At 65.1% G+C, this 24,072-nt stretch carries 23 protein-coding genes; 10 read left to right on the forward strand and 13 right to left on the reverse strand.

From position 1 onward, the window contains the following. Positions 1-7: 7 nt before the first annotated feature. Complete coding sequence (locus tag BDOA9_RS10455) at positions 8-1,510, reverse strand: DUF4153 domain-containing protein (protein WP_025033887.1); 1,503 nt, start codon at positions 1,508-1,510, stop codon at positions 8-10. Positions 1,511-1,698: 188 nt separating this feature from the next. On the opposite strand from BDOA9_RS10455, the gene BDOA9_RS10460 reads away from it, so the two are divergent. Continuing rightward, the gene (locus BDOA9_RS10460) at positions 1,699-3,042 is read left to right on the forward strand and encodes a glycoside hydrolase family 3 N-terminal domain-containing protein (protein WP_025033888.1); all 1,344 of its coding nucleotides are present in this window, start codon (positions 1,699-1,701) and stop codon (positions 3,040-3,042) included. Here BDOA9_RS10460 and BDOA9_RS10465 read toward each other — a convergent pair. The 4 genes from BDOA9_RS10465 to BDOA9_RS10480 all read right to left on the reverse strand — a co-directional run bounded on the left by BDOA9_RS10465 (position 3,039) and on the right by BDOA9_RS10480 (position 8,335). After that, the gene (locus BDOA9_RS10465; protein ID WP_025033889.1) at positions 3,039-4,661 is read right to left on the reverse strand and encodes an ABC transporter substrate-binding protein; all 1,623 of its coding nucleotides are present in this window, start codon (positions 4,659-4,661) and stop codon (positions 3,039-3,041) included. The genes BDOA9_RS10460 and BDOA9_RS10465 overlap by 4 nt on opposite strands. Positions 4,662-4,785: 124 nt before the next feature. Beyond that, entirely contained in the window at positions 4,786-6,063 is a 1,278-nt protein-coding gene (locus tag BDOA9_RS10470; protein ID WP_025033890.1) for a DUF892 family protein, read from the reverse strand. Between the two features lie 118 nt (positions 6,064-6,181). Next, entirely contained in the window at positions 6,182-7,636 is a 1,455-nt protein-coding gene (hydA, locus tag BDOA9_RS10475; protein WP_025033891.1) for a dihydropyrimidinase, read from the reverse strand. Between the two features lie 69 nt (positions 7,637-7,705). Then, on the reverse strand, positions 7,706-8,335 hold the full coding sequence (locus BDOA9_RS10480; protein WP_025033892.1) for a TetR/AcrR family transcriptional regulator: 630 nt from the start codon (positions 8,333-8,335) through the stop codon (positions 7,706-7,708). A 103-nt stretch (positions 8,336-8,438) separates the two neighbouring features. Here BDOA9_RS10480 and BDOA9_RS10485 point away from each other — a divergent pair, with 103 nt between their 5' ends. The 3 genes from BDOA9_RS10485 (at position 8,439) to BDOA9_RS10495 (ending at position 9,787) form a co-directional block, all read left to right on the forward strand. Continuing rightward, complete coding sequence (locus tag BDOA9_RS10485) at positions 8,439-9,134, forward strand: PspA/IM30 family protein (protein WP_025033893.1); 696 nt, start codon at positions 8,439-8,441, stop codon at positions 9,132-9,134. Between the two features lie 52 nt (positions 9,135-9,186). Further along, positions 9,187-9,462: a YiaA/YiaB family inner membrane protein gene (locus tag BDOA9_RS10490; RefSeq protein WP_025033894.1), complete on the forward strand. Its 276-nt coding sequence runs from the start codon at positions 9,187-9,189 to the stop codon at positions 9,460-9,462. A 118-nt stretch (positions 9,463-9,580) separates the two neighbouring features. Beyond that, entirely contained in the window at positions 9,581-9,787 is a 207-nt protein-coding gene (locus tag BDOA9_RS10495) for a hypothetical protein (protein ID WP_025033895.1), read from the forward strand. A gap of 81 nt (positions 9,788-9,868) precedes the next feature. Here BDOA9_RS10495 and BDOA9_RS10500 read toward each other — a convergent pair whose 3' ends face one another. The 4 genes from BDOA9_RS10500 to BDOA9_RS10515 form a co-directional block, all read right to left on the reverse strand. Further along, the gene (locus BDOA9_RS10500) at positions 9,869-10,330 is read right to left on the reverse strand and encodes a DUF3237 domain-containing protein (protein ID WP_025033896.1); all 462 of its coding nucleotides are present in this window, start codon (positions 10,328-10,330) and stop codon (positions 9,869-9,871) included. Between the two features lie 203 nt (positions 10,331-10,533). Then, positions 10,534-11,853 (reverse strand): TRAP transporter large permease, encoded by a 1,320-nt coding sequence (locus tag BDOA9_RS10505; protein ID WP_025033897.1) that lies wholly within the window; start codon positions 11,851-11,853, stop codon positions 10,534-10,536. 2 nt (positions 11,854-11,855) lie between these two features. After that, a complete protein-coding gene (locus BDOA9_RS10510; RefSeq protein ID WP_025033898.1) occupies positions 11,856-12,365 on the reverse strand; it encodes a TRAP transporter small permease in 510 nt (169 codons plus the stop codon). 246 nt (positions 12,366-12,611) lie between these two features. Continuing rightward, a complete protein-coding gene (locus tag BDOA9_RS10515; protein ID WP_025033899.1) occupies positions 12,612-13,628 on the reverse strand; it encodes a TRAP transporter substrate-binding protein in 1,017 nt (338 codons plus the stop codon). Between the two features lie 423 nt (positions 13,629-14,051). Between BDOA9_RS10515 and BDOA9_RS10520 the strand changes: the two genes are divergently transcribed. Next, complete coding sequence (locus tag BDOA9_RS10520; protein WP_025033900.1) at positions 14,052-14,471, forward strand: PaaI family thioesterase; 420 nt, start codon at positions 14,052-14,054, stop codon at positions 14,469-14,471. A gap of 109 nt (positions 14,472-14,580) precedes the next feature. Here BDOA9_RS10520 and BDOA9_RS10525 read toward each other — a convergent pair whose 3' ends face one another. Then, positions 14,581-15,465, reverse strand: a complete 885-nt coding sequence (locus BDOA9_RS10525; RefSeq protein WP_025033901.1) for a LysR family transcriptional regulator — start codon at positions 15,463-15,465, stop codon at positions 14,581-14,583. 120 nt (positions 15,466-15,585) lie between these two features. Between BDOA9_RS10525 and BDOA9_RS10530 the strand changes: the two genes are divergently transcribed. Continuing rightward, positions 15,586-16,218 (forward strand): pyridoxamine 5'-phosphate oxidase family protein, encoded by a 633-nt coding sequence (locus tag BDOA9_RS10530; RefSeq protein ID WP_025033902.1) that lies wholly within the window; start codon positions 15,586-15,588, stop codon positions 16,216-16,218. 182 nt (positions 16,219-16,400) lie between these two features. Here the strand turns inward: BDOA9_RS10530 and BDOA9_RS10535 are convergent, their stop codons facing one another. Genes BDOA9_RS10535 through BDOA9_RS10545 form a run of 3 tightly spaced genes read right to left on the reverse strand, consistent with a single transcriptional unit; the run spans position 16,401 to position 19,944 of the window. Further along, positions 16,401-17,132 carry an ABC transporter ATP-binding protein gene (locus BDOA9_RS10535; RefSeq protein ID WP_025033903.1) on the reverse strand — a complete coding sequence of 244 codons (732 nt, stop codon included), beginning with the start codon at positions 17,130-17,132 and terminating at the stop codon, positions 16,401-16,403. After that, positions 17,129-18,898, reverse strand: a complete 1,770-nt coding sequence (locus tag BDOA9_RS10540; protein ID WP_025033904.1) for a branched-chain amino acid ABC transporter ATP-binding protein/permease — start codon at positions 18,896-18,898, stop codon at positions 17,129-17,131. Before BDOA9_RS10540 ends, BDOA9_RS10535 begins: the two co-directional genes overlap by 4 nt. Before the next feature lie 5 nt (positions 18,899-18,903). Further along, entirely contained in the window at positions 18,904-19,944 is a 1,041-nt protein-coding gene (locus BDOA9_RS10545; RefSeq protein ID WP_025033905.1) for a branched-chain amino acid ABC transporter permease, read from the reverse strand. A gap of 173 nt (positions 19,945-20,117) precedes the next feature. Here BDOA9_RS10545 and BDOA9_RS10550 point away from each other — a divergent pair, with 173 nt between their 5' ends. The 4 genes from BDOA9_RS10550 to BDOA9_RS10565 all read left to right on the forward strand — a co-directional run bounded on the left by BDOA9_RS10550 (position 20,118) and on the right by BDOA9_RS10565 (position 24,071). After that, positions 20,118-20,639 (forward strand): MarR family winged helix-turn-helix transcriptional regulator, encoded by a 522-nt coding sequence (locus BDOA9_RS10550; protein ID WP_025033906.1) that lies wholly within the window; start codon positions 20,118-20,120, stop codon positions 20,637-20,639. 171 nt (positions 20,640-20,810) lie between these two features. Next, positions 20,811-21,083, forward strand: coding sequence for a helix-turn-helix domain-containing protein (locus BDOA9_RS10555; RefSeq protein WP_025033907.1), 273 nt, complete (start codon positions 20,811-20,813; stop codon positions 21,081-21,083). Positions 21,084-21,117: 34 nt separating this feature from the next. Beyond that, a complete protein-coding gene (gene hyfB / locus BDOA9_RS10560; RefSeq protein WP_042335942.1) occupies positions 21,118-23,118 on the forward strand; it encodes a hydrogenase 4 subunit B in 2,001 nt (666 codons plus the stop codon). Continuing rightward, complete coding sequence (locus BDOA9_RS10565) at positions 23,115-24,071, forward strand: respiratory chain complex I subunit 1 family protein (RefSeq protein WP_042335944.1); 957 nt, start codon at positions 23,115-23,117, stop codon at positions 24,069-24,071. The genes hyfB and BDOA9_RS10565 overlap by 4 nt, the downstream gene beginning before the upstream one ends. The last annotated feature ends 1 nt before the right edge of the window (position 24,072 follow it).

A 24,072-nucleotide genomic window follows, 5' to 3' on the forward strand; every position in this document is an offset into this window, starting at 1 on the left:
TCTCCGCTCACCCCGCCGGCTGATCGCCGGGCTGAATTTTGGCCTGTGCGTCCAGCCGACGTTGCAGCCGCCAGCTCCGGAAGCCCCAGGCCCGCCAGGCGAGGTCCTGCCGTTGACTTTCTACAAGCCGATCTCGACGTCCTGCAAGACAGTAATCGCCGCCGCGAAGCGCGATGACCTTGTCGATCGCAGGCAGCGCCTGCGGCCCGAGCGTGAGGAGGTAGTTGGCATCGACCTTCACGCCGTTCCCGCCCGTTTCGCTGCTGTGCGTCAGATTGTAGTCGGCAATGAATGCATCGAAGTTCACCAGCGAGACACCATAGAGCACGATCGTCAATGCGGTCAGGTTGGCGCAGACGAGCCAGCGGTTGGAGCGGTTGAGGGCGATGCGGGCGACGATCAGGATCAGCCCGAGAGCCACCAGGCCCATCCAGATGAAGGCCGCGGTCCGCCAATAGGTCAGCATGTAGATGCCGACGTAAAGATCGAGTCGCAGGATGGAGGAGGCGACCAGCAGCACGTTCTGCCCGACCCAGAGATAGACCAGCGGACGGATCACCTTCGATTTCTCGGCCGGCCCGCCTGGACGCATGGCCACCAGCACGAAGGCAGCGGCGAGCAGGGCTGTCGCGATCAGCGGATAGGCGCCGCGATGGGCGTAGGCCGCATAAGTCATGTTGTCGGGCAGCGCCACGTGACCCCAGAGATAGATGCCGTCGAGAATGGACTGCGCCGCGAACAGCAGGTTGAACAGGATCAGTGAGCGTAGGATGGTGGAGGGGCCGAGAAATTCCGCCGAGATCATGGGGGGGAGCGGCGGCGGCACAGGTCCGTCGGCTTCGGTGCTGGTGACGATCGCCTTGCGCCGCCAGCGCACATGGATGAACGGCCAGACCAGAGCCAGCATCAAGGTCCAGAACAGAACGCGCCACATATTGACATGTCCGAAGACGACCTTGGGATTGAGCAGGGACACCCATTGCTCGATCACCGGATTGGCCGCGGCGAACAGCGCGACGAAGACGGTGCCGAGCGCCGCAGGCATCAGCCAGAGCGCGATGCCGCGGGTGAACGCCGACACGTTGAGCATCTGGGGCGCGTCGAGGAAGAACCTGAAGGGACCGAGCAGGAGGAAGTTGCGCAGCGCCCGGGCGCGTTCGGTGAACTCCGTCGTATCCGGATTGGTCGCAAGCAACAGCGCAGTCGCCAGCGACGCGACGAGGATCAGGAACGACAGGGTGTTGAGCTCCTCCACGGCCGGGACAATTCCGAGGGTGAGGACCGCGCCGCCGATCGCCGCTCGCCGCAAGTTAAAGGCCGCATGATTGAACAGCGCCGACACGCAGGCGGTCGCGATCGCAAACAGTGTCAGCGACAGCCCGATCCTCTGATCATAGAACAGCCAGTCGGCGAGCGCGGCCAGCAGCAGCGCCGTTGCAAGCTTGGCCGACGGCGCAGAAGGCTTGATCGGTTGGATATCCGTCGTCGACGTCGAAGCCAGGCTCGTCATGTTCAGAGAGTCTCCGTGAATATTGGCGTCACGAACTCTGAACGGCGCTTGCGCAGAAGCCGCGGCCAACGTCTGCACGGTTTCAGGAGTTTTTTGCAGTTTTCGTGCAGGCGCGCCTTTGCCTCTCGCGCAGCGTGATTCGCTTTGCTAGGTGCGAAACATTCATCGCCCATCGCATGTGGTGCATCATGCAATTGCTCGACCGCATCGGCCTCGTCCTGCTCTGGCTTGCCGCGCCGCTCGTTGCATTTGCAGCCGCGAACAAGAACGATCCCTATCTGCTCGTGCTGCGTGGCGCCGGAAACATCGCCCTTCTCGCCGCAAGCATCGCAATCGTCGCTCTTTTGCTGCGCAGAGGTCGCTGGCGCACCTTGGCCGGCAAGGTGCTCGTCGTGCTCTGGTGCCTGCCGCCTGTCCTGATGTCCGCCGCGCATCTGAAGTTCGAGCTGCGCAAGCACGACGTTCTCGGCGCCAGCGCGATCGAGGCGCGGCAGCTCGGGCCTCACTTCATGGTCGGCTATTCCTCCCTTCCCGAGGTCGCGCGTCTCGCCGAGCGGAGCCTGATCGGCGGCGTCTATGTCACCCGCCACAATATCCGCGGCCGCACCATCGAGACGCTGCGGGCCGAGATCGCGGCGCTGCAGGATATCAGGCGCGCAGCCGGCCTGCCGCCGCTGATCGTCGCCGCCGATCAGGAAGGCGGCATCGTCGGGCATCTCGCGCCGCCGCTGACGAAGGTGCCGGCGCTGGCGACGCTCACGGGGCTCGCCCCCGAGGAGCAGCAGGCCAAGGCCGAGGAGTTCGGCCGCATTCACGGCCGCGAGCTGGCCGAAGTCGGCGTCAACCTCAATCTCGCGCCGGTGCTCGACCTCAAGCCGCCGGTGCGGCGCAATCGTCTCGATTTCCACACGCTGATCGGCCAACGCGCGATAGCGACCGATCCCGCCGTCGTCAGCACCATCGCGAGTGCCTATGTGCGCGGGCTGGAAGAGACGGGCGTCGGCGCCACGCTCAAGCATTTTCCGGGCATCGGCCGCGTACGCACCGACACCCATCATTTCAGCGCCAATCTGGACACGCCGGTGAAGGAGCTGGAGGCAACCGACTGGCTGCCGTTCCGCGAGGTGCTGTCGCATTCGCGCAGCGCCCTCATGGTCGGCCATGTCACGCTCACGGCGGTCGACCCCGATCGCGCCGCGTCGCATTCTAAGCGCGTCGTCCAAGGGATCATCCGCGACAAGTGGAACTACCAGGGCGTGGTGATGACCGACGACCTCGTCATGGGCGCGATCTACCAGAACGACGTCTGCAAGGCCGTGGTCGAGGCGATCAATGCCGGCGTCGACCTGCTGCTGGTCGCCTATGACGGCGTGCAGTTCTACCGTGTCTTTGCCTGCGCCTTGGAAGGATCGCGACAGGGCAGGCTCGATGCCGCGATGCTGCAAGCGAGTGCTGCGCGCCTGGAGCGCGGCTTTTTGATCGCACAGGCCCGCGCCGCCTCACGCACCCTCAGCGTCGCTCGGCAGAACTAGCCTTTCGCGAACTGGCGATAATCCGGCTCGCGGTGAAACCAGAATTCGTAGCCGCTGACGCTCTTCTGCATGGCCACGTCGTGAATCGGCTGGTTGAGCGGAACGATGGGAACGTCGCGCATGCAGAGCGCGATGAAATCCTTCACGGTTTTGTCGTACTCGGCGGCATCATTAGTGAAGCGCGCCTTGTCGATCAGGGCGTCCATCTCCTTGTTCTTGTACGAGGAGATGTTGAAGATCGAGTTGCTGCCGTGGAAATTCCAGTAGAAGTAATATTCGGGATAATCGAGCCAGCCGCTGAAGCGGTTGAGCGCGAGCGGCAGCTCCTTCTTGTTCAGCGTCGTGCGCCAGTTGGCGCCGGGAATTTTCTCGATTGAAGCCTTGATGCCGATCTTGGCGAGACTCTCCTGGATCAGGATCGCGGTCGGCTCGCCGACGGTGGCGGTGCCGGTGTCGAGCGACAGCGTCGTCTCCAGGCCGGACTCGAAGCCTGCTTCCTTCAGCAGAGCCTTGGCCTTGTCGAGATCTGTGACGTAAGGAAACGGCTGCGGCCAGACCGGCTTCGAGACCTCGGCGGCGCCGCCATGCATGGGAACGGCACGCCCGAAGAAGGCGCTGCTCTGGATCTGCTCGTAGGGCATGGCCCAGGCGATGGCCTGGCGCAGCTTGACATTGTCGAACGGCGGCTTGGCGGTGTTCAGCGCGACGTACCACAGCGCGTTCGGGATCGGCACCCCCGAGACCTTGACCTTGCCCTCCTTGATGATCTGCTCGAAATCGCGCGGCGCAAAGCCGCTGGAAATATCCGCATCGCCCCGCTCCAGCATGGCGCGGCGGGTGCCGGCGGAGGGAACGTCGCGTGCGATCACGCGCTTCACCTTCGGCAGCGGCCCGCTCTTCCAGTCGTCGAAGCGCGTCAGCACGGTCTCGCTGCCGGGCTTCCAGCTCTCGATCTTGTAGGCGCCGCCGCCGGCCTCGTTGTTCTTCAGCCAGGCCAGCGCCCACGGGTCTTCCGGCGTCGCGTTCTTCCTGGCGAGCTCGGAATTGATGATGAAGGGCACGACGACGGCGACGTTGAACAGCAGCATCTTGTCCTTGCGCACATAGTCGATGCGGAAAGTGTGGTCGTCGACCACCACGAACTGCTCCGGCTTCTCCAGCGATCCCGCCGACATCTGGAAGGTCGGAAAGCCGCCGACCTTCACGGCGCGGTCGAACGACCATTTGACGTCCTTGGCGGTCACCGGCGAGCCGTCGTGAAACTTGGCGTCCTTGCGAAGCTTGAAGGTGCAGGACATGCCGTCGGGCGCGACCTCCCAGCTCTCGGCGAGCTCGGGCGCGAGCTTCTCGCGATCATACGACAACGTACCGTCCGGCAGCGTCTTGGCAGCGTAGGTGAGCAGGCGGTCGTAGCAATTCCAGGACAGGCCGTTCACGGTCTGGTTGGAGCCGACGCCTTGCATGTCCAGCGAGTTCGGCCCGAGCTCCTGCACCACCAACAGCGTCTCGGCTCGGCCCTGCGCCCAGGCGAGGCGTGGCGCGACGGCCGTCATTCCGGCGACACCGAGGCCGCCGAGCACGACGCTGCGGCGGGTCAAATCGAAGGGTGAAACGCTCAAGGGTGCCTCCTGTCCGGAACTGTCCGGTATCGAGAGGCAAGGTGTATGCCACAGCCAGGACGTGCCAAGCCGCCCCGCGAGGAGCGAGGCGGCCTCGGTTTCCGATACGCGCTGCGCGATCGGCTTAGGTTTGTTCGGCCTGCTCCAGCGCGGCGGGCATCTTCGCGACCGACATCAGTGATCGCGCGACCTGGTTGAGCAGGAGATCGGCATTCTCTTCCTCGGCGAGGGATTTGGAGAGCAGGGCGACGACCGCGCTGTGCCGCAGCTGCTGCGCAAGGTTGCGCGCGGTGGTATAGCCGGCCATCTCGTAATGCTCGACGCGTTGCGCCGCAGAGATCAGCGCGAGGTCGGCGGCGGCATCCTCCTTCTCTTCGCCTTCCTTCATCACCTCCTGGCCTTCCTCGATCAGGCCCATCATGCCCTTGCAAGGCTTGGCGCGGGCGTTCTCGCCGAGGAGCTCGAAGCATTCGTTGATGCGCTCGACCTGATTCTCGGTCTCGACCAGATGCTGCTCGAACAGCTCGCGCAACTGGTCGAAGCGCGCGGCCTGCGCCATCTTGGGGAGCGCCTTGGTCAGCTGCTTCTCGGCATGGAGAATGTCGCGCAGCTCGTGGAGCAGGAGATCGGTCAGGCCGGCCTCGTCGACGGGCGGCGAGCTCTCGGTGACGATCGGTGTCGCAGCGTTGGGATCGGCGGATTGCAGCGCAGGCGATTCCGTGAACACCCAGTCCTCGCCTTCGTTCCAGGGACCGCGGGTGTCGATTTCGCCGTGGTCGCCGCTGCCGGTGGAATCGTTGAAGTACTGGTTCACGAGGCCGGGCGTCGGAGCGATCCTGCCGATGCTGAAGGCCGGCTTCGACAGGCTCTCGAGCGCGCGCGCGAACGCCTTCATATGCGTGATCTCGCGCGTCATCAGGAATTGCAGCGCGTCCTTGCTGCCGGCATCGTCGCAGAAATTGATCAGGCGCTCGTAGACGATCTTGGCACGCGCTTCGGCAGCGATGTTGCTGCGGAGGTCGACGTCGAGCTCCCCGGTGATCTTGAGATAGTCGGCGGTCCAGGGATTGCCTTGCGAGTTGAACAGATTGACGCCGCCGCCGCCGGCGATCGCGATCAGGGGATCGGCTTCGGCCGCCTGGCGGTCGTTCTTCGAGGGCGCGAGATGCATGCGGGCAAGGCAGCCGACGACCTCGAGGTGGCTGAGCTCTTCGGTGCCGATGTCCATCAGGAGGTCCTTGCGGTCGGGATCCTCGCAATTCAACCCTTGAATCGAATATTGCATCGCAGCCGCGAGTTCGCCGTTGGCGCCGCCGAACTGCTCGAGCAGCATATTGCCGAAGCGCGGATCGGGTTCGTCGACGCGCACGGTGAACATCAGCTTCTTGACGTGGTGATACATGGGGGACTCGCGTGCTGGAGAAAAACTACGCGACAACGAGGCCTCCAGCCGTTCGTTCCTAAGTCTCTCCAAGATCGAGGCTGACGTTGCCCGGACGTCTGCCGGGGCGTGCGATGGCTTACGGCGTCACCGCGCCGCGTGCGACGGCGCGCGGAGCCGTCAGTTCCTTCCAGGTCGAATTTGCCACATGCACCGGCGAGAAGGCGGGACGTTCGACGTATCGGCCATCGCCGGCCCCGGCGCGCAGATCGCCATCCTTCCAGACGATCCGGCCGCGCGACAGCGTCGCGGCCGCACCGCCGGTGCAGGCAAAACCCTCGAACACGTTGTAATCGATCCGGCTCATCTGCCGTTTGGCACTGATGGTCTTGCTCTGCCTGGGATCCCACACCACGATGTCGGCATCCGAGCCCACGGCGACCGCGCCCTTGCGCGGATAGATGTTGAGGATGCGGGCGATGTTCGCCGAGGTCACCGCGACGAATTCCTCTTTTGTCAGCCGCCCCGTGGCGACGCCCGCGGTCCAGAGCAGCGCCAGGCGATCTTCGAGGCCGCCGGTGCCGTTCGGGATCTTCCTGAAATCGTGAAGCCCGAACCGCTTCTGCTCGGTGGTGAAGGCGCAATGGTCGGTTGCGACCACCTGGAGCGAGCCGGATTGCAGGCCGGCCCAGAGGCTGTCCTGATGCTGTTTGTCGCGGAACGGCGGCGACATCACGCGCTGTGCGGAATGGTCCCAGTCCTTGTTCTGATATTCACTCTCATCCAGCAGCAGATGCTGGATCAGCGGCTCGCCATAGACGCGCTTGCCGGCGGCGCGTGCCCGCGCGATCGCCTCATGCGCCTCGCGGCAGCTGGTGTGCACGATATAGACCGGCGTGCCCGTCATGTCGGCGATCATGATGGCGCGGTTGGTGGCTTCGCCCTCGACCTCGGGCGGCCGTGAATAGGCGTGGCCTTCCGGGCCGGTGACGCCGCGCGCGATCAGCGCGTCCTGCATCAAGGCGACGACGTCGCCGTTCTCGGCATGGACGACAGGCATGGCTCCGAGATGGGCGCAGCGCGCGAACGAATTGTAGAGCTCGTCGTCGTTCACCATCAGCGCGCCCTTGTAGGCCATGAAATGCTTGAAGGTGTTGATGCCGTAGGTCTTGACCACGGTTTCCATCTCGTCGTGGATCTGCTTCGACCACGACGTCACCGCCATGTGGAAGCCGTAGTCGCTGGCCGCCTTCTCGGATTTGTGCCGCCACTCCTGATACGCCGCGAGCATGGATTGGCCGGGATCGGGCAGGCAGAAATCCACCACCATGGTGGTGCCGCCGCTCAGCGCCGCCTTGGTTCCGGATTCGAAATCGTCGGCGGTGACGGTGCCCATGAACGGCATTTCGAGATGGGTGTGCGGATCGATCCCGCCCGGGATGACGTAGGCGCCGCCTGCATCGATGATCTCGCTCCCTGCCGGCGCATCCAGCGCTGCGCCGATCGCAACGACGGTCTCGCCGTCGATCAGCACGTCCGCGCGGCGCGAATGATCGTGATTGACGACGGTGCCGCCGCGGATGAGGAGGGGCATGAGCAGCTCCGAGAGGTGAGGGACGACTCGAAGGCTAAGCGCGTGACTGGCGATGCGACAGGTGAAATTTTAGTCAGCCGCCGCCGATGCTTTCGCGTCGCGCGCGGCCAGCCCGTCGATCATCGCGCGCACGAGGCCGGCGATCTCCTTGCGCAGCGCCGGCAGCGGCACGGCCACCAGCTTCTGCTCCAGCCCGAGCGCCACCATGCCGTGCACGGCCGAGAACAGGCTGCGCGCGGTGATGCCGAGTTGCTCCGGGCTGCGCCCGGGAAGCAGCGCGGCCAGCGGCTGGTAGATGTGACGAAACAGCTGCATCTGGTCGTGCACCGACCAATCCGGCACCAGCTTGTCGGCCGCCATGCGGTGCTCGAACAGCGCGCGCCAGAGCTGGAGGTTTGCAGCGGCGAAATCGCAATAGGCGAGGGCGATGCGGACCAGGGCTTCCCGTGGCGATGGCTCGCCCGCACGGGTCGCGAGAGTCAGCGCCTCGTCGAGCCGGAACAGAGTGCGCGAGCCGACCCGCAGGATCAGCTCATCGAGGTCAGCGACGAGATTATAGACCGCGCCATTGGCGCAGCCGATCTCCCGGGCCAAATCGCGGGTCTTCAGGCCCGCCAACCCCCGCTCGGCGATCATCTGCTCGGCCGCCTGGATCAGGGCGATCCGCAATTTCTCTCGCCGTTCCAAAGCTTTAGTCATTCTTAACCAAATTTTTGAGCGTCGCTCAAAATAATATTGAACGATGTTCAAGATTCCTGCTACAAACCATTTGTGAGCAACGCTCATAAACAGGGAGCAACCAATGTTCAAGACCGTCGTGACCCTCTTCCGCGGCAGCGTCGCCGCTGCGGGGGAGGAACTGGAAGATCGCACTGCCCTTCTGATCCTGGACCAGCAGATGCGCGATGCGGCCGCAGCCGTCGAGCGCAGCAAGCGCACGCTGGCGCTGGCGATCGCGCAGGACCAGCAGGAAGGCCGCAAGCTCGAGGCCACGAATGCGCGCATCGCCGATCTCGAGACCCGTGCCGTTGCAGCGCTCGATGGCGGCCGCGAGGATCTCGCCAAGGAAGCCGCCGAAGCCATTGCGGCCCTTGAGGCCGACCGCGATGCGGCCATGACGGCGCGCGCGCTGTTCGCCACCGAGATCATCAGGCTGAAGCGCCACGTCGCCAACGCGCAGGCCCGCATCACCGAGCTCGATCGCGGTCGCCGGATCGCCCGCGCCTCGGAAGCGGTGCGCTCGCTTCGCCGCAGCGGCATCGAGGCCGCGCGCCCCTATGAATCGACCTTGCCGGAGGCGGAGGGGACCTTGAAGCGTCTGCGCGAGCGGCAGATGGAGGCGCAGGCGGCCGACGATGCTCTGGTCGAGCTCGACGCGGCCACCGGTCCGCTCGCCACCGCCGAACGACTCGCCGAGCAGGGATTCGGCCCTCGGCTCAAGACGACCGCAGACGACGTGCTGGCGCGGTTGAAGTCCCGGCGCATGCCGGCGGCCTGATCTCACGTCCGAACCCGAACGCAATCATCATTCCAATCAACAGGAGACCATCATGAACCAGAACGGCCAGCCTCACAGCGGCGCCTGGGTGAGCTTCACCTACGCGTCCTTCGCAGCTTCCGCCTTCCTCGTCGCCATTGGCATCTTCTTCCTGCCGATCGATCTCTGGATGAAGGGTTATCTCACCATGGGTATCGTGATGATGATCCAGACCTGCATCACCCTGACCAAGACCGTGCGCGACAATCATGAGAGCAGCCGTCTCGTGAACCGCATCGAGGACGCCAAGGCCGAGCGGCTGCTGATGGAGGTCTCCAAGGCGGCGTAAGGCGAATAGTCGCAGCGCGCCGTTGGGGGCGGCGCGCGCCCCTCGGCAGGACGGGCGCATTGTGCTTCGCGCGCAGGTGCGATATGGCTCTCGCGCTTTCCAGAAGCGGAGACGAGCTTTGTCGAAACAATCCCTGCGCGAGGAGGCCGAGCGCCTGATCCGCGAATCGATGGAAAAGAAGACCATCGTGGTCAAGCAGGGCACGACCCGTATCGAGGCGGTCTGCGGCAAGTGCGGAGCGCCGAACCGGGTGCAGGCGGAGAAGGGCCAGACCCGCGTCAAGTTCGCCTGCAAGAACTGCGGGCACAAGCAGGAGACGCTGTAGGCGTCTTCACCTCACCGAGGTCGCCTCGGCGATGCAAAGCATCGTCCGGCGCGATCAGGAAGAGTCCCTTCGGCCTGGCCGTCACATCACCTGATGCACGTCGATCACGACGCGATCCGCATGGCGCGCCGCTGACGCCACGAAGATGTGCTCCATCAGCCAGCGGTACTTTTCGTGCCCGGTCTCGAATTTCGGCACGGTGCGGAAATAGATCAGCTTCGGATCGAGCGGCTCGCCGCGCTTGAGCTTCTGCAACAGCTCGACCGGGCCGAAGCGCATACCCTTGTTCTCGACATAGACGGTCGCACCGTCGTCGGTCTCGAAGGCGTATTTCGCTTCGAGATCGATCAGCTCGTTGGGCCGGATGGTCTGGAAGTCGGCGCCGAACGGGAGCACCTTTCCCCTGACCGCGCCCGTCACCTCGCCGCCGATGATCGGAATGATCCGCCGGACGCCGATCCCGGTCTCGCCCGCGGTGATGACGTCGCCGATCCGCGCGGTGATGGTGAAGACGTATCTGGTTTCGATGGTCGGTGTGGTCATCGCTTCACCTCTCAATTGACTATGACGAACGATACCGCGTCTTACCCTCCCCTGGAGGGGGAGGGTCGGCGCGAAGCGCCGGGGTGGGTGATCTCTCCGCTCAGGCAGTATTCAATGTGGAGAGACCGTCACCCCACCCCGCTCGCGCTATGCGCGATCGACCCTCCCCCTCCAGGGGAGGGTAAGTGACGATCTTCGATCCGCTAATGCGCCATCATCCGCGTCGGCAGCCAGGTCGCCAGCAGCGGGAAGGCGATCAGGATCACGAGGCGGATCAGGTCCGTCGCCACGAACGGGATCACGCCCCTGAAGATCGTGGAGAACGAGACGTCCTTCACCACGCTCTTGATGACGAAGACGTTCATGCCGACCGGCGGATGGATCAGGCCGAGCTCGACCGTCATGACGATGATGATGCCGAACCAGATCGGGTCGAAGCCGAGATGCATGATCACGGGGAAGATGATCGGCACGGTGAGGATGATCATCGCCATGGCGTCCATCAGGCAGCCGAGCACCAGATACATCACCATGATCAGGGCCAGCACGCCGTAGGGACCGAGGCCGAGCCCGGTGAGGAATTCCGTCACCTTCTGCGGCGTCTGCGTCACCGTGAGGAAATAGCCGAAGATCAGCGCGCCGATCAGCACGGTGAACACTGCAGCCGCGGTGCGCGTCGCCTGCAGCAGCGAGGCCAGCACCTTCTCGCGGTCGAGCCGGCCGGTCACCACGCCGATGATGAAGGCACCGGTGGCGCCGACGCCGCCGGCCTCGGTCGGCGTGAAGCGCGGCAGGAAGGGCAGGCCGTAGAGGCCGCCGATGACGAAGATGAAGAGCAGCACCGGTGCCCAGATCTCCTTCAGCCCGGCGAAGCGCTCGCGCCACGGCGTCACCTTGCCCTTGGGCAGGAAGTCGGGGCGGAAATAGCCGATCAGGAAGATCGTGATCATGTACATGGTCATCGCGAGCAGGCCCGGGATGATGCCGGCGATGAACAGCTTGCCGATGTCCTGCTCGGTGATGATGCCGTAGACCGCGAGCACGGTGGAGGGCGGCAGCATCGCGCCCAGCGTGCCGCCGGCCGCGATCACGCCGGTGGCGAAGGATTGCGGATAGCCGAACCGCCGCATCTCGGGATAGGCGACGGCGGAGAAGGTCGCGGCGGTCGCGACCGAGGAGCCGCAGATCGCGGCAAAGCCGCCGCAGGCGCCGACGGTGGCAATGCCGAGCCCGCCGCGCAGATGGCCGACGAAACCGTTGGCGGCGCGGAACAGCTCGCGGCTCATGCCGGAATTGGACACGAAGGAGCCCATCAGCAGGAACATCGGGATGACGCCGAAGGTGTAGTCGGTCACGGTGCGCATGGTGACCTGACCGACCATCTTCAGGGCCGGTGTCGAGCCGACGAGATAGCTGAAGCCGCACACGCCGACGAGGCCCATGGCCATGCCGACCGGCACGCGCAGCAGCATCAGGGCGAACAGGGAGACGAAGCCGATGACGGCGACGGCGTCGGTACTCATGGTCACTCCGTCACCTTGATCTTGGGTTCTTGCATGTCTTCGGGATGGAAGATCAGCCGGTACGTGCGGATCGCGATCAGCAGCACGGCGCAGACGTCGCCGATCCAGGCGACCAGGAAGAACGGCCATGTCGGCATGTGCAGGTCGAAGGTCTGGACGTTGTCGTTGTAGGTCAGCCTGACCTTGTCGAACAGCGTCCAGGTCTGCACGGTGACGACGAACAGCAGCACCAGCGTCGCGAACACGTCGATCATGCGCTGATGGCGCGGCCCGACATTGCCCCAGACCAGGTCGACCGTGATGTGGGTGCCGCGATAGGAGGTTGCCGCGATGCCCCAGAAGATGAGGATGCCGAGCAGCATGCGGCCGATGTCGAAACTGTCGGGGATCGAATAGTTCAGCGTGTTTCGCAACAGCACCGACAGGAAGATGTCGAGCGCGACGATGCCGACGAAGCCGGCCGCGATCCATTCGATCGAGTCGATCACACGATCCATCCAGGAGCGCTTCATGGGAGAGGAATCCTGTTTAAGGTCAGCGAAGTTGGATGCAGCCGCTTCCACGAGGAAGGTCCGCTCCTTCCCCCGCTAGCGGGGGAGGGTTGGGGAGAGGGTGCCTCCACAATCGAGAACCCCCAAGATGAGAAAACCTCACCCGCGCCGGAGCCTGTCATCGGGCGCGCCTTCGGCGCGACCCGTTGGGCGCGACCTCTCCCGCAAGCGGGAGAGGTGCAGTGTCCGCGCGGCCGCTGCTGGGCGTCACTCCGCCAGCGCGTTGTACTTCTTCAGCGAGGCCTTGAGCTCTGCGAGCGCTGCATCCGGTTCGGCGCCGGCCTTCCTGGCGCCGTCGCCCCAGGTCTTGACCAGCGGCTCGGCCGCCTTCTTCCAGGCCGCGATCTGCTCGGGCGTCAGCTTGTAGACCTCATGGCTGGATTCCGCCTTCACCTTGGCGATGCCGGCATCCTCGAACTTGCCCCAATGCTCGCCGACCGCGCCCGCCGTCTCGACCGTGCAGTTCTTGTCGATCGCGGCTTTCTGCTTGTCGGACATCGCATTGTACTTGTCCTTGTTGATCACGAACACGAAGGTCGTGGTGTAGAGCGGAGCCTCCATGTCGTACTTGGTCACCTTGTCGATGCCGAACAGCACCAGGGAGCCCCAGGGGAAGGTGACGCCGTCGGCGACGCCGCGCTCGATGATGTCGCGCACTTCCGGCGCCGAGGACTGCACGTTGGTGCCGCCGAGCGAGGTGACGAAGTTCGCCATGGTCGCGTGAGCGGGCCGGATCTTCAGGCCCTTCACGTCCTCAGGGTTGACGATCTTCTTGGTGCGGGAATGGAACGAGGAGGGCGAGTGGACGAAGGCGAGGCAGTATTTGACGTCCTTCATCTCCTTCTCGGCATATTTGCGGTACCAGGCGTCGAGCCCCATCGAGCCGCCCTTGGCATCCGAGATCAGGAACGGCAATTCCCCGGCGCCGATGATCGGGAAGCGGCCGGGCTGGTAGCCGGGATTGACATAGGTGACGTCGGCGATGCCGTCGCGCGCCATGTCGTAATGATCGAAGGCCTTGCCGAGCTGCTGGGCCGGAAACACCTTGCCGGTAATGGTGCCGCCGGAATCCTTGTTCACCGCGGCCACCCAGTCTTCCAGCGATTTCTGCAGCGGATGCGAGGCCGGCACCCAATGCGAGACCTTCAGGTCGAAAGTTTTGTCCTGCGCGAGCGCTGGGCTCACGCTTGCTGCCAGCAGCAACGCCAGACAGGCTTTCCTCATCATGCGTCTCTCCCTTTTGCGACGGCGGGCTTCGTTGGCCCGGTCTCGTTAATTAACATGTTATCTAATTGGCCGGCGCGTTCAAGCCGGAACTGAGGCGCGCCGTGTCGCGCCATCTACGTCAGCCATGTTGCATGGATTTGTCGCTGCCCGGGCGACGACCGCTCTCCCCCTTTGCGCAAACGTTATATGATATAATTATCGTCTGCGAGCCCGCGCCACAAGCAGGCCGCCGGCCAAAGCCTACGGGATCGGGCGGAGCAAGTATTGCGGGCAAAAGTCGCAATCACCGGAGCCGGGCCGTCGCCGCGACGGCGGAGCTCGCTTCAAACATCTGCACAAATTCCGTTTAAAGCTTTGTAGGTGATGCATTCGCCGCTGCGTTCGCTTCCAATGTCGCCAAGGCAATGAAGCGAGAGCGCCATGACCCTCACCGACATCCCCGCCGGCTACGAACCGCATTTCCGCAAAGCGCCGCTGACCGATCCCTGGGAGCCCCTCTATTCGAAGAAGACCGACAAGGGCGTCACCGTCGGACTACGCCTGGCGATGCCGCACACCAACGCCCGCGGGCTGATCCACGGCGGCCTGATCGCGGCGCTCGCCGACGCCGCGATGGGCTACAGCTGCGCCCAGGCGACGGGCTGGACGACGTCGTTCGTCACCGTCTCGCTGTCGGTCGACTATGTCGGGGCCGCCGAGATCGGCCAATGGCTTGCGGTCGAAGGCGAGGCGATCAAGACCGGCAACACGATCTGCTTCGCGCAGTGCCTGGCGAAGGCGGACGACGCCGTGATCGCGCGGGCCAGCGGCACGTTTCGGGTGGTGCCGAAGAAGGGGTGAAGGTCTCGTGAGGTGGGCTGCGATGTCGCCCCTTGCTCCGTCATTGCGAGCGTAGCGAAGCAATCCAGACTGCCCTGCTCCGGACGCGGCGCGTGCGGGACACGAGACTTCACCCAAACCTCCACTCCGCCGTCTCCACCACGAGATCGACGAACGCGCGCACCTTGGCCGAGAGCAGGCGCGAGGTTGGGTAGACGATGTGGATCGGCAGCGCCGGCTGCTCGTATTTCGCCAGCACGATTCTGAGGCGTCCGCGCTTCAGGCCCTCGGCGGCCTGATAGGCCAGCACCCGCGTCACGCCGCCGCCGGCCTCGGCATATTGCAGGGCCGCGTCGGCGCTGTTGCTGATGAAGCGGGGGGACAGCGGCAGCCCGAACTCGCGGCCGTCGCGCAGGAAGCGCCATTCGGACCAGGGGCCGAACTGGATGGTCTGGTGCGTGGCGAGCGCTTCCGGCGTCTTCGGCTCGCCATGACGCTTGAGATAAGCGGGCGCGGCCACCACGATCCGCCGCATCTCGCCGACCTGGCGTGCGACAAGCGAGGAATCGGCGAGATGGCCGATCCGCACCGCGGCGTCGACGGCGTCCTCGACGAGGTTGACGAGATGGTCCGACAGCCGGAGTTCGGCCGTGACCTCGGGATAGCGCTTGAGATAGGCGGTCATGACCGGCCCGACATGCAGCCGGCCGAAGCCGACCGGGGCGGACACGACGAGGCGCCCGCTCGGCCGGTTGCGCTCCTCCCGCGCCGAGCCATCGGCCTCCTCGACATCGGCGAGGATGCGCCGCGCGCGCTCCAGATAGCGCGTGCCGACGTCCGTCAGCGTCACCTGCCGTGTGGTCCGCTGCAGCAGCCGCGCCCCGAGATGCTCCTCCAGCGCCGCGATCATCCGCGTCACCGCCGACGGCGACAGCCGCAGTTTTCGCGCGGCCGGCGCAAAGCCGCTGAGATCGGCGACCGTGATGAAGACGTGCATGGCTTCCAGGCGGTCCATGGTATTATTGCATATATTGCAATGATGAAGTGTCAAGCGAGCAGATTGCTTTAAGCGCCGGAAGGTCCACCTTAGGCGGCGAAGACGCAGAGATGCGCCGGAATTTCAGGAGATGTTCCGATGACTGCCGTACATACCTATGCCAGCGACGTCGCCTTCTCGCCGGCGGTGAAATCGATCCAGACCCGCAAGGGATCGCGCGAGGGCTATGCCCATGCCGAGCAGCGGGGATGGCGCACTGAGGTCGACGAGAACCTTGCGGCATTCCTGGCTGACGCCAACAGTTTCTATTTTGCGACGGCCTCGGCCGATGGGCAGCCCTACATCCAGCACCGCGGCGGCCCGAAGGGGTTCTTGAAGGTGCTGGACAAGCAGACGCTGGCTTTCACGGATTACGCGGGCAACCGGCAATACATTACCCAGGGCAACCTGTCCGAGAACCCCAAGGCCTACATCTTCGTCATGGACTACGCCCATCGCCGGAGGGTGAAGATCTGGGGCGAAGCGCGCGTGGTCGAGGACGACGAGGCGCTGACGACTTCGCTGATGCCGAAAGGTTATCGGGCCCGGCCCGAGCAGGTGATCCTGTTCAAGATCGCAGCCTGGGACACCAATTGCCCGCAGCACATTCCGCAGAAGTTCGACGCGGGCGATGTCGCGGCCGCGCTCGCGGCGCGGGATCAGCGGATCGCGGAGCTTGAAGCGGAGGTTGCGGCGTTGAAGGGGGAGAAGGGGACGGGTGAAGCTCCGTAAGCCGCGGTCCCTCTTACCCTCCCCTGGAGGGGGAGGGTCGATCGCGCGAAGCGCGAGCGGGGTGGGGTGATCTCTCAACGCGGGCAGTGTCGGATGTGGAGAGACCGTCACCCCACCCCGTCTCACATTTCGCTGCGCTCCATGTGAGCCGACCCTCCCCCTCCAGGGGAGGGTAAGAAAGATCAAATCACACTCGCGCCTTCGTGCTGGAAGCCGAGATAGCTTGCCGCCACCCGCTCGTTGGCGGCGATGTCGCTGGCCTTGCCGCTGAGCACGAACTCGCCGAGCTCCATGACATAGGCCTGGTCCGCGATCTTCAGCGCGGCTTGCGCGTTCTGCTCGACCAGCAGCACCGAGACGCCGGCGGCGCGGAGCTCGGTGACGATGCGGAAGATGTCGGCGACGATGATCGGGGCAAGGCCCAGGCTCGGCTCGTCCAGCATCAGGAGCTTCGGCTCGCCCATCAGCGCGCGGCCCATCGCGAGCATCTGCTGCTCGCCGCCGGAGAGCGTGCCGGCAAGCTGCTTGCGACGCTCCTTCAGCCGCGGAAACAGCGCATAGACCCGCTCGATCGAGGCCTTCGCCTTGCTGCGCTCGATCCGGAACGCGCCGAGCTCCAGATTATCCTCGACATTCATGGTCACGAACAATTCGCGGTGCTCGGGAACGAGACCGAGCCCCATCGCGACGCGGTCCTCGATGTCGAACCTGGCGAGATCCTGCCCGGCAAAGGCGACGCGGCCCTTCAGCGGCAGGATGCCCATGATGGCCGAAAGCAGCGTGGTCTTGCCGGCACCGTTGGCGCCGACGATGGTGACGATCTCGTTGGTGCCGACCTCGAGAGAGACCGAACGCACCGCCTCGACCTTGCCATAGGCGACATGCGCGTCGGTGACGGACAACAGCGTGCTCATGCCGCCACTCCGAGATAGGCCTTGATCACTTCGGGATTGGTCTTGATCGTCGCCGGCGTGCCCTCCGCGATCTTGGTGCCGAAATCGAGCACCACGATGCGGTCGGCGAGATTCATCACGAAGCCCATGTCGTGCTCGACCAGCAGCACGCTCATGCCGCCGTCGCGCAGCTCGCGGAGCAGCGCGGCGAGCCGCTGCTTTTCCATGTGGCGCAGGCCCGCAGCCGGCTCGTCGAGCAGCAGCAGCATCGGATCGACGCAGAGCGCGCGGGCGATCTCGACGATGCGCTGCTGGCCGAGCGAGAGCGAGCCGGCCAGCTGGTGCATCTGCTCGGTGAGGCCGACGCGCTCGATCTGGCGCGCGGCCTCGGCGAGCAGCTTGGCCTCGTCAGCGCGGTCGAGCCGCAGCATCGAGGAAACGGGTCCGGAATGGCCGCGCAGATGCGCGCCGATCGCGACGTTCTCCAGCACGGTCATGTCGGGGACGAGCTTGACGTGCTGGAAGGTCCTGCTGATCCCGAGCTTGACGATCTCCTGCGGCGGTGCGTTGTCGACTTTCCGGCCGAGCACCGAGATCGAGCCCGAGGTCGCCGACAGCACGCCGGTGATCAGGTTGAAGGTCGTGCTCTTGCCGGCGCCGTTCGGGCCGATCAGCGCGACGATCTCGCGGGCCTGGACGTCGAACGAGACGTTGTTCACGGCGACCACGCCGCCGAACTGTTTGCGCGCCTTCTCGACCTGAAGCAGGACGCCGTCCTCGGCCGGCGCGCGGGCGCGATGCGCCAGCTTCAGCGAGGTGTCCGGCTTCTTGCCATCGGTGCGCTCGGGAAAAAACGACATCAGCCAGGGCCAGAGGCCGCCGGGCGCAAGCTGCAGCAGCGCCACCAGCATGATGCCGAACACGATGGTCTCGACCTGGCCGGAGCCGGGCAGGATCAGCGGCAGATAACTCTGCAGCACCTCTTTCAGCACCACGACGATCGCCGCGCCCAGGACGCCGCCCCAGACATAGCCTGCGCCGCCGACCACGGCGATGAAGAGATATTCGATGCCCATATGCGCGCCGAACGGCGTCGGGTTCACCGCGCGCTGCAGATGGGCGTAGAGCCAGCCGGAGAGGCCGGCGAGCACCGCGGCATGGATGAACACCAGGAGCTTTGCGCGCGGCGTGTGGACGCCGAACGCCTCTGCCGCGACATGGCCGCGGCGCAGCGCGCGGATGGCGCGGCCGGTGCGGGAGTCCAGGAGGTTCATCGTCAGCAGGGCCGAGAGGATCACGGCGACCCAGATCGCGTAATAGATCGAGCCGGGCGAGAGCATCTTGAACGTGCCGATCGACAGCGGCGGGATTGCCGAGATGCCGTCGTTGCGTCCGAGAAACTCCAGCTTGCTGAACAGGTAGAACAGCCCAAGCCCCCAGGCGAGCGTGCCGAGCGGCAGATAATGCCCCGAGAGGCGCACGGTGATCAGCCCGAGCAGCACCGCGAGCGAGCCGCTGACCACAAGCGACAGCGGCAGCGTCAGCCAGGGCGAGAGGCCGTAGGCCGTCGACAGCACCGCGGTGGTATAGGCGCCGAAGCCGACGAAGGCCGCCTGGCCGAACGAGGTGAGGCCGCCGACGCCGGTCAGCAGCACGAGGCCCATCGCGACCAGGGCCGCAAGGCCGATATTGTCGAGCAGCACGATCCAGAACGGGGGCACGCCCGGGATGAACGGGATCGCCGCCATGAGAATCGCGAAGAAGAGGATGGGAAGCCGGCTCTGCATCGGGCTCAGTCCTTCTCTTCCTCGACCGCGGGCGCGGCGAGCGAGCGCAGCAGCAGCACGGGGATCAGCAGCATGAAGACGATCACCTCCTTGTAGTTGGAGGCATAGAAGGACGAGAACGCCTCGACGGTGCCGACCACCAGCGCCGCGACGGCGGTGAGGGGATAGCTGACGAGGCCGCCGATGATCGCGGCGACGAAGCCCTTCAGCCCGATCAGGAAGCCGGAGTCATAATACAGCGTCGTGATCGGCACGATCAGGATGCCGGAGATTGCGCCGATCACCGAGGCCAGCAGGAAGGCGATCTGGCCCGACAGCGTGGTGCGGATGCCCGCGAGCCGCGCCCCGAGCCGGTTGACCGCGGTCGCGCGCAGCGCCTTGCCATAGAGCGTCAGGCCGAAGAACAGCCAGAGCGCGACGATGAAGGCGATGGTGATGGCATAGACGGTGATGCTCTGGCCGGTGAAGCGCAGCGCGCCGGCGGTGAAGGCGCCGGACAGCACGGCAGGGCCGCGCTGGCCCTCGGCGCCGAAGAACAGCAGGCCGAGGCCCTGCAGCGCGAGGTGGACGCCGACGGAGGCGATCAGCAGCACCAGCACCGAGGTGTGCGCCAGCGGCTGGAACGCGATGCGGTAGAGATAGAGGCCGATCATCGCCACGATCACGAGCGACAGCACGATGCAGACCGCGACCGGCGGCTTCTGCGCGGCGAGGGACAGGGTCAGCGCCAGCACGATCGCCGGCAGCACGACGTTGGCGATGAAGCTGCGGACGATCAGCCGCCCATGCAGCGCCTTGCGCGCCTCGAACAGGTCGAAGGCGAAGGCGCCGATGCCGAGCGCCAGGGCCAGCTTTGCCGTGCCCGGCATCTGGCCGGCGGCCAGCGAGGCATAGGTCAGCGCGCCATAGGTGACGAATTCGCCCTGGGGAATGAGGATGACGCGGGTGACGGCGAACACCAGCACCAGCGCCAGGCCGAGCAGCGCGTAGATCGCGCCATTGGTGATGCCGTCCTGCACCAGGAACAGCATGATGGTGGTATTCAAGACCGGACGCTCCCCCTAATCCGGACCCGTCCTCCCGATTGCGGTGGACGGTCCGCTCACAGCCATTGAAAAACGCATGCGATATTTGGTATGGTCCATAACAATTATCAAATATAACTTCAAGGGTGGGGGCGACCCGTCCCGGAATTTAGCGGGATTACGAGCACGAGGCGATGACCGTTTCCAAAACCGCTGAAAAGTCCTCCGAAAAGCCTGCCGACGCGGCCAAGGGCCGCAAGGACGCAAGCGAGCCGCAGGCGGAAGCCCTCCAGCTCGGCGAGCTGTCCGAGCAGCTGGGCTATGTCCTGAAACGGGCACAGCTCAAGGTGTTCGAGAATTTCCTGCGCTGCATGGCCTCGCTCCAGCTGACGCCGGCGCAGTTCTCGGTGCTGCTGCTGGTCGAGAAGAACCCCGGCCGTAACCAGACCGAGATCGCCTCCACGCTCGGCATCCTCAGGCCGAACTTCGTGGCCATGCTCGACAATCTGGAGAGCCGCGACCTCTGCGCGCGGATCCGCTCCACCAACGACCGCCGCTCGCACATCCTGGTCTTGACCGACAAGGGCAAGGCCGTGCTGGCGCGCGCGAAGAAGCTCGTCGCCACCAAGCACGAGGCCCGGCTGAACGATCTGCTCGGCCAGGCCAACCGCGAAGCCCTGCTCGGGATGCTCGCGAAGATCGCCAACGAGTTTTGACTCTGATCCTCGGCTGGAGGGTAAGCGCGCCCACACGCGCCCGGAGGGCGTGGGCTCCAAGCACGTCGCCCGAATGATGCGTCGCACCTAGAAGATGACGCTTGAAACGTCATTTTGCACGCCATAAGCTTGGTAAATCAAGCGCTGTAACTGCCACGGACATTGTGCCCCGTGATCACCGCCGCGCAGCTTCGAGCCGCCCGTGCTCTGCTCAGAATCGACCAGCGCGAGCTCGCGCAGCGCTGCTCGCTGTCGTTGCCGACGATCCAGCGCATGGAGGCCTCCGAAGGGGTGATCCGCGGCAATGTCGATTCGCTGGTGAAGCTGGTCGAGGCGCTGTCGGTCGCCGGCATCGAGCTGATCGCCGAGGGGGCAGTGTCGAGCACCGGTGGACGCGGTGTGCGGCTGAAGCCTCCACCCCCGAGCGCAGGCGGCCAATCGTGATGACGCGCGCGCACATCATGATCCAGGAGCGGTCATGATCGCCGTGGCGCTCTTATCAGTGGCGGCTCTGCTGGTGCTGGCGCCTGCGGGAGTCGTGCTGTCGGCGCGCCCGCGCGGCTCGATCATCCTCTATGGCGGCTGCCTGATCGCCACATCGACGCTCTGCGTCACGGCGCTGTCAGATCTGCTCTTTTTTGCTCATCTGTCGCCGAGCGCGACGCTGCCGATCGGCCTGCCCTGGCTCGGTGCCCATTTCCGGCTCGATGCGCTGTCCGCCTTCTTCCTTGTCGTCGTCAATCTCGGCGGCGCCGCTGCGAGCCTGTTCGCGCTCGGCTACTCCAGGCACGAAGACTCCCCCGGCCGCGTGCTGCCGTTCTATCCTGCCTATCTCGCCGGGATGAACGTCGTCGTGCTGGCAAACGATGCCTTCAGCTTCCTGGTCGCTTGGGAATTCATGTCGCTGACCTCCTGGGTGATGGTGGTCTCGCATCACCGGGAAGCCGAAAACGTCCGCGCTGGTTATGTCTATCTCTTGATGGCAAGCTTCGGCACGCTGACTCTGCTGCTGGCTTTCGGCCTGCTCGCGAGCGGCGCCGGTTACAGTTTCGATGCGATCCGAGCCTCGCATCCTTCCGCTGCAGTGGCCGGCATGGTGGTGATCCTCGCGCTGCTGGGGGCCGGCTCCAAGGCTGGCCTGGTACCGCTGCACGCCTGGCTGCCGCTCGCCCATCCCGCCGCACCCAGCCACGTCTCCGGCCTCATGAGCGGCGTCATGACCAAGGTCGCCGTCTACGGCTTCGTGCGCATCGTCTTCGATCTTCTGCCCGAACCGGCGTGGTGGTGGAGCATGGTGGTGTTGCTGGTCGGCGGTCCGACGGCGACGCTGGGCGTGCTCTACGCGCTGATGCAGCGCGATATCAAGCGTGTGCTGGCCTATTCAACCATTGAGAACATCGGCATCATCTTCACCGGCCTCGGGCTGGCGCTGGCTTTCAAGGCGGAAGGGCTCGGCTGGGTGGCGGCGCTGGCTTTCACCGCGGCGATGCTGCATGTCCTCAATCATGCGCTGTTCAAGAGCTTGTTGTTCTTCGGCGCCGGCGCGGTGCTGGGAGCAACCGGCGAGCGCGACATGGAGAAGCTCGGCGGGCTCATCCATCGCATGCCGAAGACGGCGTTCGCGATGCTGATCGGCTGCGTCGCGATCTCGGCATTGCCACCGTTCAACGGCTTCGTTTCGGAATGGCTGACCTTCCAGGCGATCCTGCTCTCACCGCAATTGCCGTCCTGGGGCCTCAAGCTGGCGATTCCGGCGGTCGGCGGCCTGCTCGCGCTCGCGGCCGCCTTCGCTGCAGCCTGCTTCGTCAAGCTCTATGGCATCAGTTTCCTCGGCCGGCCGCGTTCGGATGTCGCGGCATCAGCGCTCGAGACCGACCGCTTCTCGCTCACCGCGATGCTCGCGCTCGCCGCCCTCTGCCTCATTGCCGGCATCCTGCCCGGGCTGTTCATCGACGCGCTGGCGCCCGTGAGCAAGGCTATGGTCGGCAACATCATGCCGCATCAGGTCGGATTGCAGTGGCTCACCATCGTGCCGATTGCAGAAAGCCGCAGCTCCTATAACGGCCTTCTGGTGTTCGTGTTCGCAGCACTCTGCGGCACGGCGGCGGCATCAGCCATTCACCGTCTCGCTTCCGATCGCCTGCGCCGTGCACCCGCCTGGGATTGCGGCTATCCCGATCCGAACCCGGCGATCCAGTACTCGGCGTCCAGCTTCTCGCAGCCGATCCGCCGCGTGTTCGGCAGCGTCATCTTCGCCGCGCGCGAGATCGGCGAGATGCCGCCGCCGTCCTCGCCGCGTCCTGCGCGGCTCCGGGTCGAGCTGCACGATCTGATCTGGGATGGGCTGTACGCGCCGATTGCGATGGTCGTCGGCTTTGCGACGGAGCGCATCAATATCCTCCAGTTCTTCACCATCCGCCGCTACCTGACGCTGGTCTTCGTGGCGCTGATCGTGCTGCTGTTGGTGGTGGCACTATGAACGCGCTGGGCGACATTCTCTCGCAGGGCGCCCAGATGTCGCTGGTGCTGGGGCTGGCGCCGCTGCTGACGGGTTTCGTGCGCAAGGTGAAGGCGCGGCTGCTGCGCCGGCGCGGGCCGCCGCTGCTCCAGCCCTATCGCGACCTCGTTCGCCTGATGCGCAAGGATGTCGTGCTGGCCGACAATGCGTCATGGCTGTTCCGCGTCATTCCCTATCTGATCTTCTCGGGCACCTGGGTCGCTGCATCCCTGGTGCCGACCTTCGGCAATGGTCTGTTGTTCTCCTGGACCGCCGACCTCATCGCCATCATTGCGCTGCTCGGCAGCGCCCGTTTCTTCCAGGCGCTCGCCGGCATGGATGTCGGCACCGCCTTCGGCGGTATCGGCTCCAGCCGCGAGGTCATGATCGCCTCCCTCGCCGAGCCCGCGATGCTGATCACGGTATTCTCGGTTGCGATGATCGCCGGCTCGACACAGCTCGCCAACGTGGCCGAGTTCATGGGCTCGGACGCGGTCGGCTTGCGCGTGTCGCTGGGCATGGCGTTCGTGGCGCTGACCATCATGGCGCTGGCGGAGAACGCCCGTATCCCGGTCGACAACCCCGCAACCCATCTCGAGCTCACCATGGTGCACGAGGCCATGGTGCTGGAATATTCGGGTCGGCATCTCGCGCTGATCGACCTGTCGTCGCAGCTCAAGCTCCTGCTCTATGTCTCGCTGATCGCCTGCGTGTTCGTGCCATGGGGGATGGCGACCGCGGACGCGAGCGTCGACAGGTTCGCCTTCGGCGCGCTGCTCTATCTCGGCAAGCTGACGGTTCTCGGCTTCCTGCTCGCAGTGTTCGAGACCTCGATCGCCAAGATGCGCGTGTTCCGGATTCCCGAGTTCCTGGGCGCGGCGCTGATGCTGGCGCTGCTCGCCACCCTGTTGCGCTTTGTGTCGGGGAGCCTCTGAC

The sequence above is a fragment of the Bradyrhizobium sp. DOA9 genome (assembly GCF_000617845.2).
In the GTDB taxonomy this organism is placed as follows: Bacteria; Pseudomonadota; Alphaproteobacteria; order Rhizobiales; family Xanthobacteraceae; genus Bradyrhizobium.

Excerpts from the sequence above, each read along its gene's own strand:
- BDOA9_RS10455 (WP_025033887.1), bottom strand. The coding sequence starts at position 1,510 with ATGACGAGCCTGGCTTCGACGTCGACGACGGATATCCAACCGATCAAG.
- BDOA9_RS10460 (WP_025033888.1), top strand. The coding sequence starts at position 1,699 with ATGCAATTGCTCGACCGCATCGGCCTCGTCCTGCTCTGGCTTGCCGCG.
- BDOA9_RS10470 (WP_025033890.1), bottom strand. The coding sequence starts at position 6,063 with ATGTATCACCACGTCAAGAAGCTGATGTTCACCGTGCGCGTCGACGAA.
- hydA (WP_025033891.1), bottom strand. The coding sequence starts at position 7,636 with ATGCCCCTCCTCATCCGCGGCGGCACCGTCGTCAATCACGATCATTCG.
- BDOA9_RS10480 (WP_025033892.1), bottom strand. The coding sequence starts at position 8,335 with ATGACTAAAGCTTTGGAACGGCGAGAGAAATTGCGGATCGCCCTGATC.
- BDOA9_RS10485 (WP_025033893.1), top strand. The coding sequence starts at position 8,439 with ATGTTCAAGACCGTCGTGACCCTCTTCCGCGGCAGCGTCGCCGCTGCG.
- BDOA9_RS10490 (WP_025033894.1), top strand. The coding sequence starts at position 9,187 with ATGAACCAGAACGGCCAGCCTCACAGCGGCGCCTGGGTGAGCTTCACC.
- BDOA9_RS10500 (WP_025033896.1), bottom strand. The coding sequence starts at position 10,330 with ATGACCACACCGACCATCGAAACCAGATACGTCTTCACCATCACCGCG.
- BDOA9_RS10505 (WP_025033897.1), bottom strand. The coding sequence starts at position 11,853 with ATGAGTACCGACGCCGTCGCCGTCATCGGCTTCGTCTCCCTGTTCGCC.
- BDOA9_RS10510 (WP_025033898.1), bottom strand. The coding sequence starts at position 12,365 with ATGAAGCGCTCCTGGATGGATCGTGTGATCGACTCGATCGAATGGATC.
- BDOA9_RS10515 (WP_025033899.1), bottom strand. The coding sequence starts at position 13,628 with ATGAGGAAAGCCTGTCTGGCGTTGCTGCTGGCAGCAAGCGTGAGCCCA.
- BDOA9_RS10520 (WP_025033900.1), top strand. The coding sequence starts at position 14,052 with ATGACCCTCACCGACATCCCCGCCGGCTACGAACCGCATTTCCGCAAA.
- BDOA9_RS10525 (WP_025033901.1), bottom strand. The coding sequence starts at position 15,465 with ATGGACCGCCTGGAAGCCATGCACGTCTTCATCACGGTCGCCGATCTC.
- BDOA9_RS10530 (WP_025033902.1), top strand. The coding sequence starts at position 15,586 with ATGACTGCCGTACATACCTATGCCAGCGACGTCGCCTTCTCGCCGGCG.
- BDOA9_RS10535 (WP_025033903.1), bottom strand. The coding sequence starts at position 17,132 with ATGAGCACGCTGTTGTCCGTCACCGACGCGCATGTCGCCTATGGCAAG.
- BDOA9_RS10540 (WP_025033904.1), bottom strand. The coding sequence starts at position 18,898 with ATGCAGAGCCGGCTTCCCATCCTCTTCTTCGCGATTCTCATGGCGGCG.
- BDOA9_RS10550 (WP_025033906.1), top strand. The coding sequence starts at position 20,118 with ATGACCGTTTCCAAAACCGCTGAAAAGTCCTCCGAAAAGCCTGCCGAC.
- hyfB (WP_042335942.1), top strand. The coding sequence starts at position 21,118 with ATGATCGCCGTGGCGCTCTTATCAGTGGCGGCTCTGCTGGTGCTGGCG.
- BDOA9_RS10565 (WP_042335944.1), top strand. The coding sequence starts at position 23,115 with ATGAACGCGCTGGGCGACATTCTCTCGCAGGGCGCCCAGATGTCGCTG.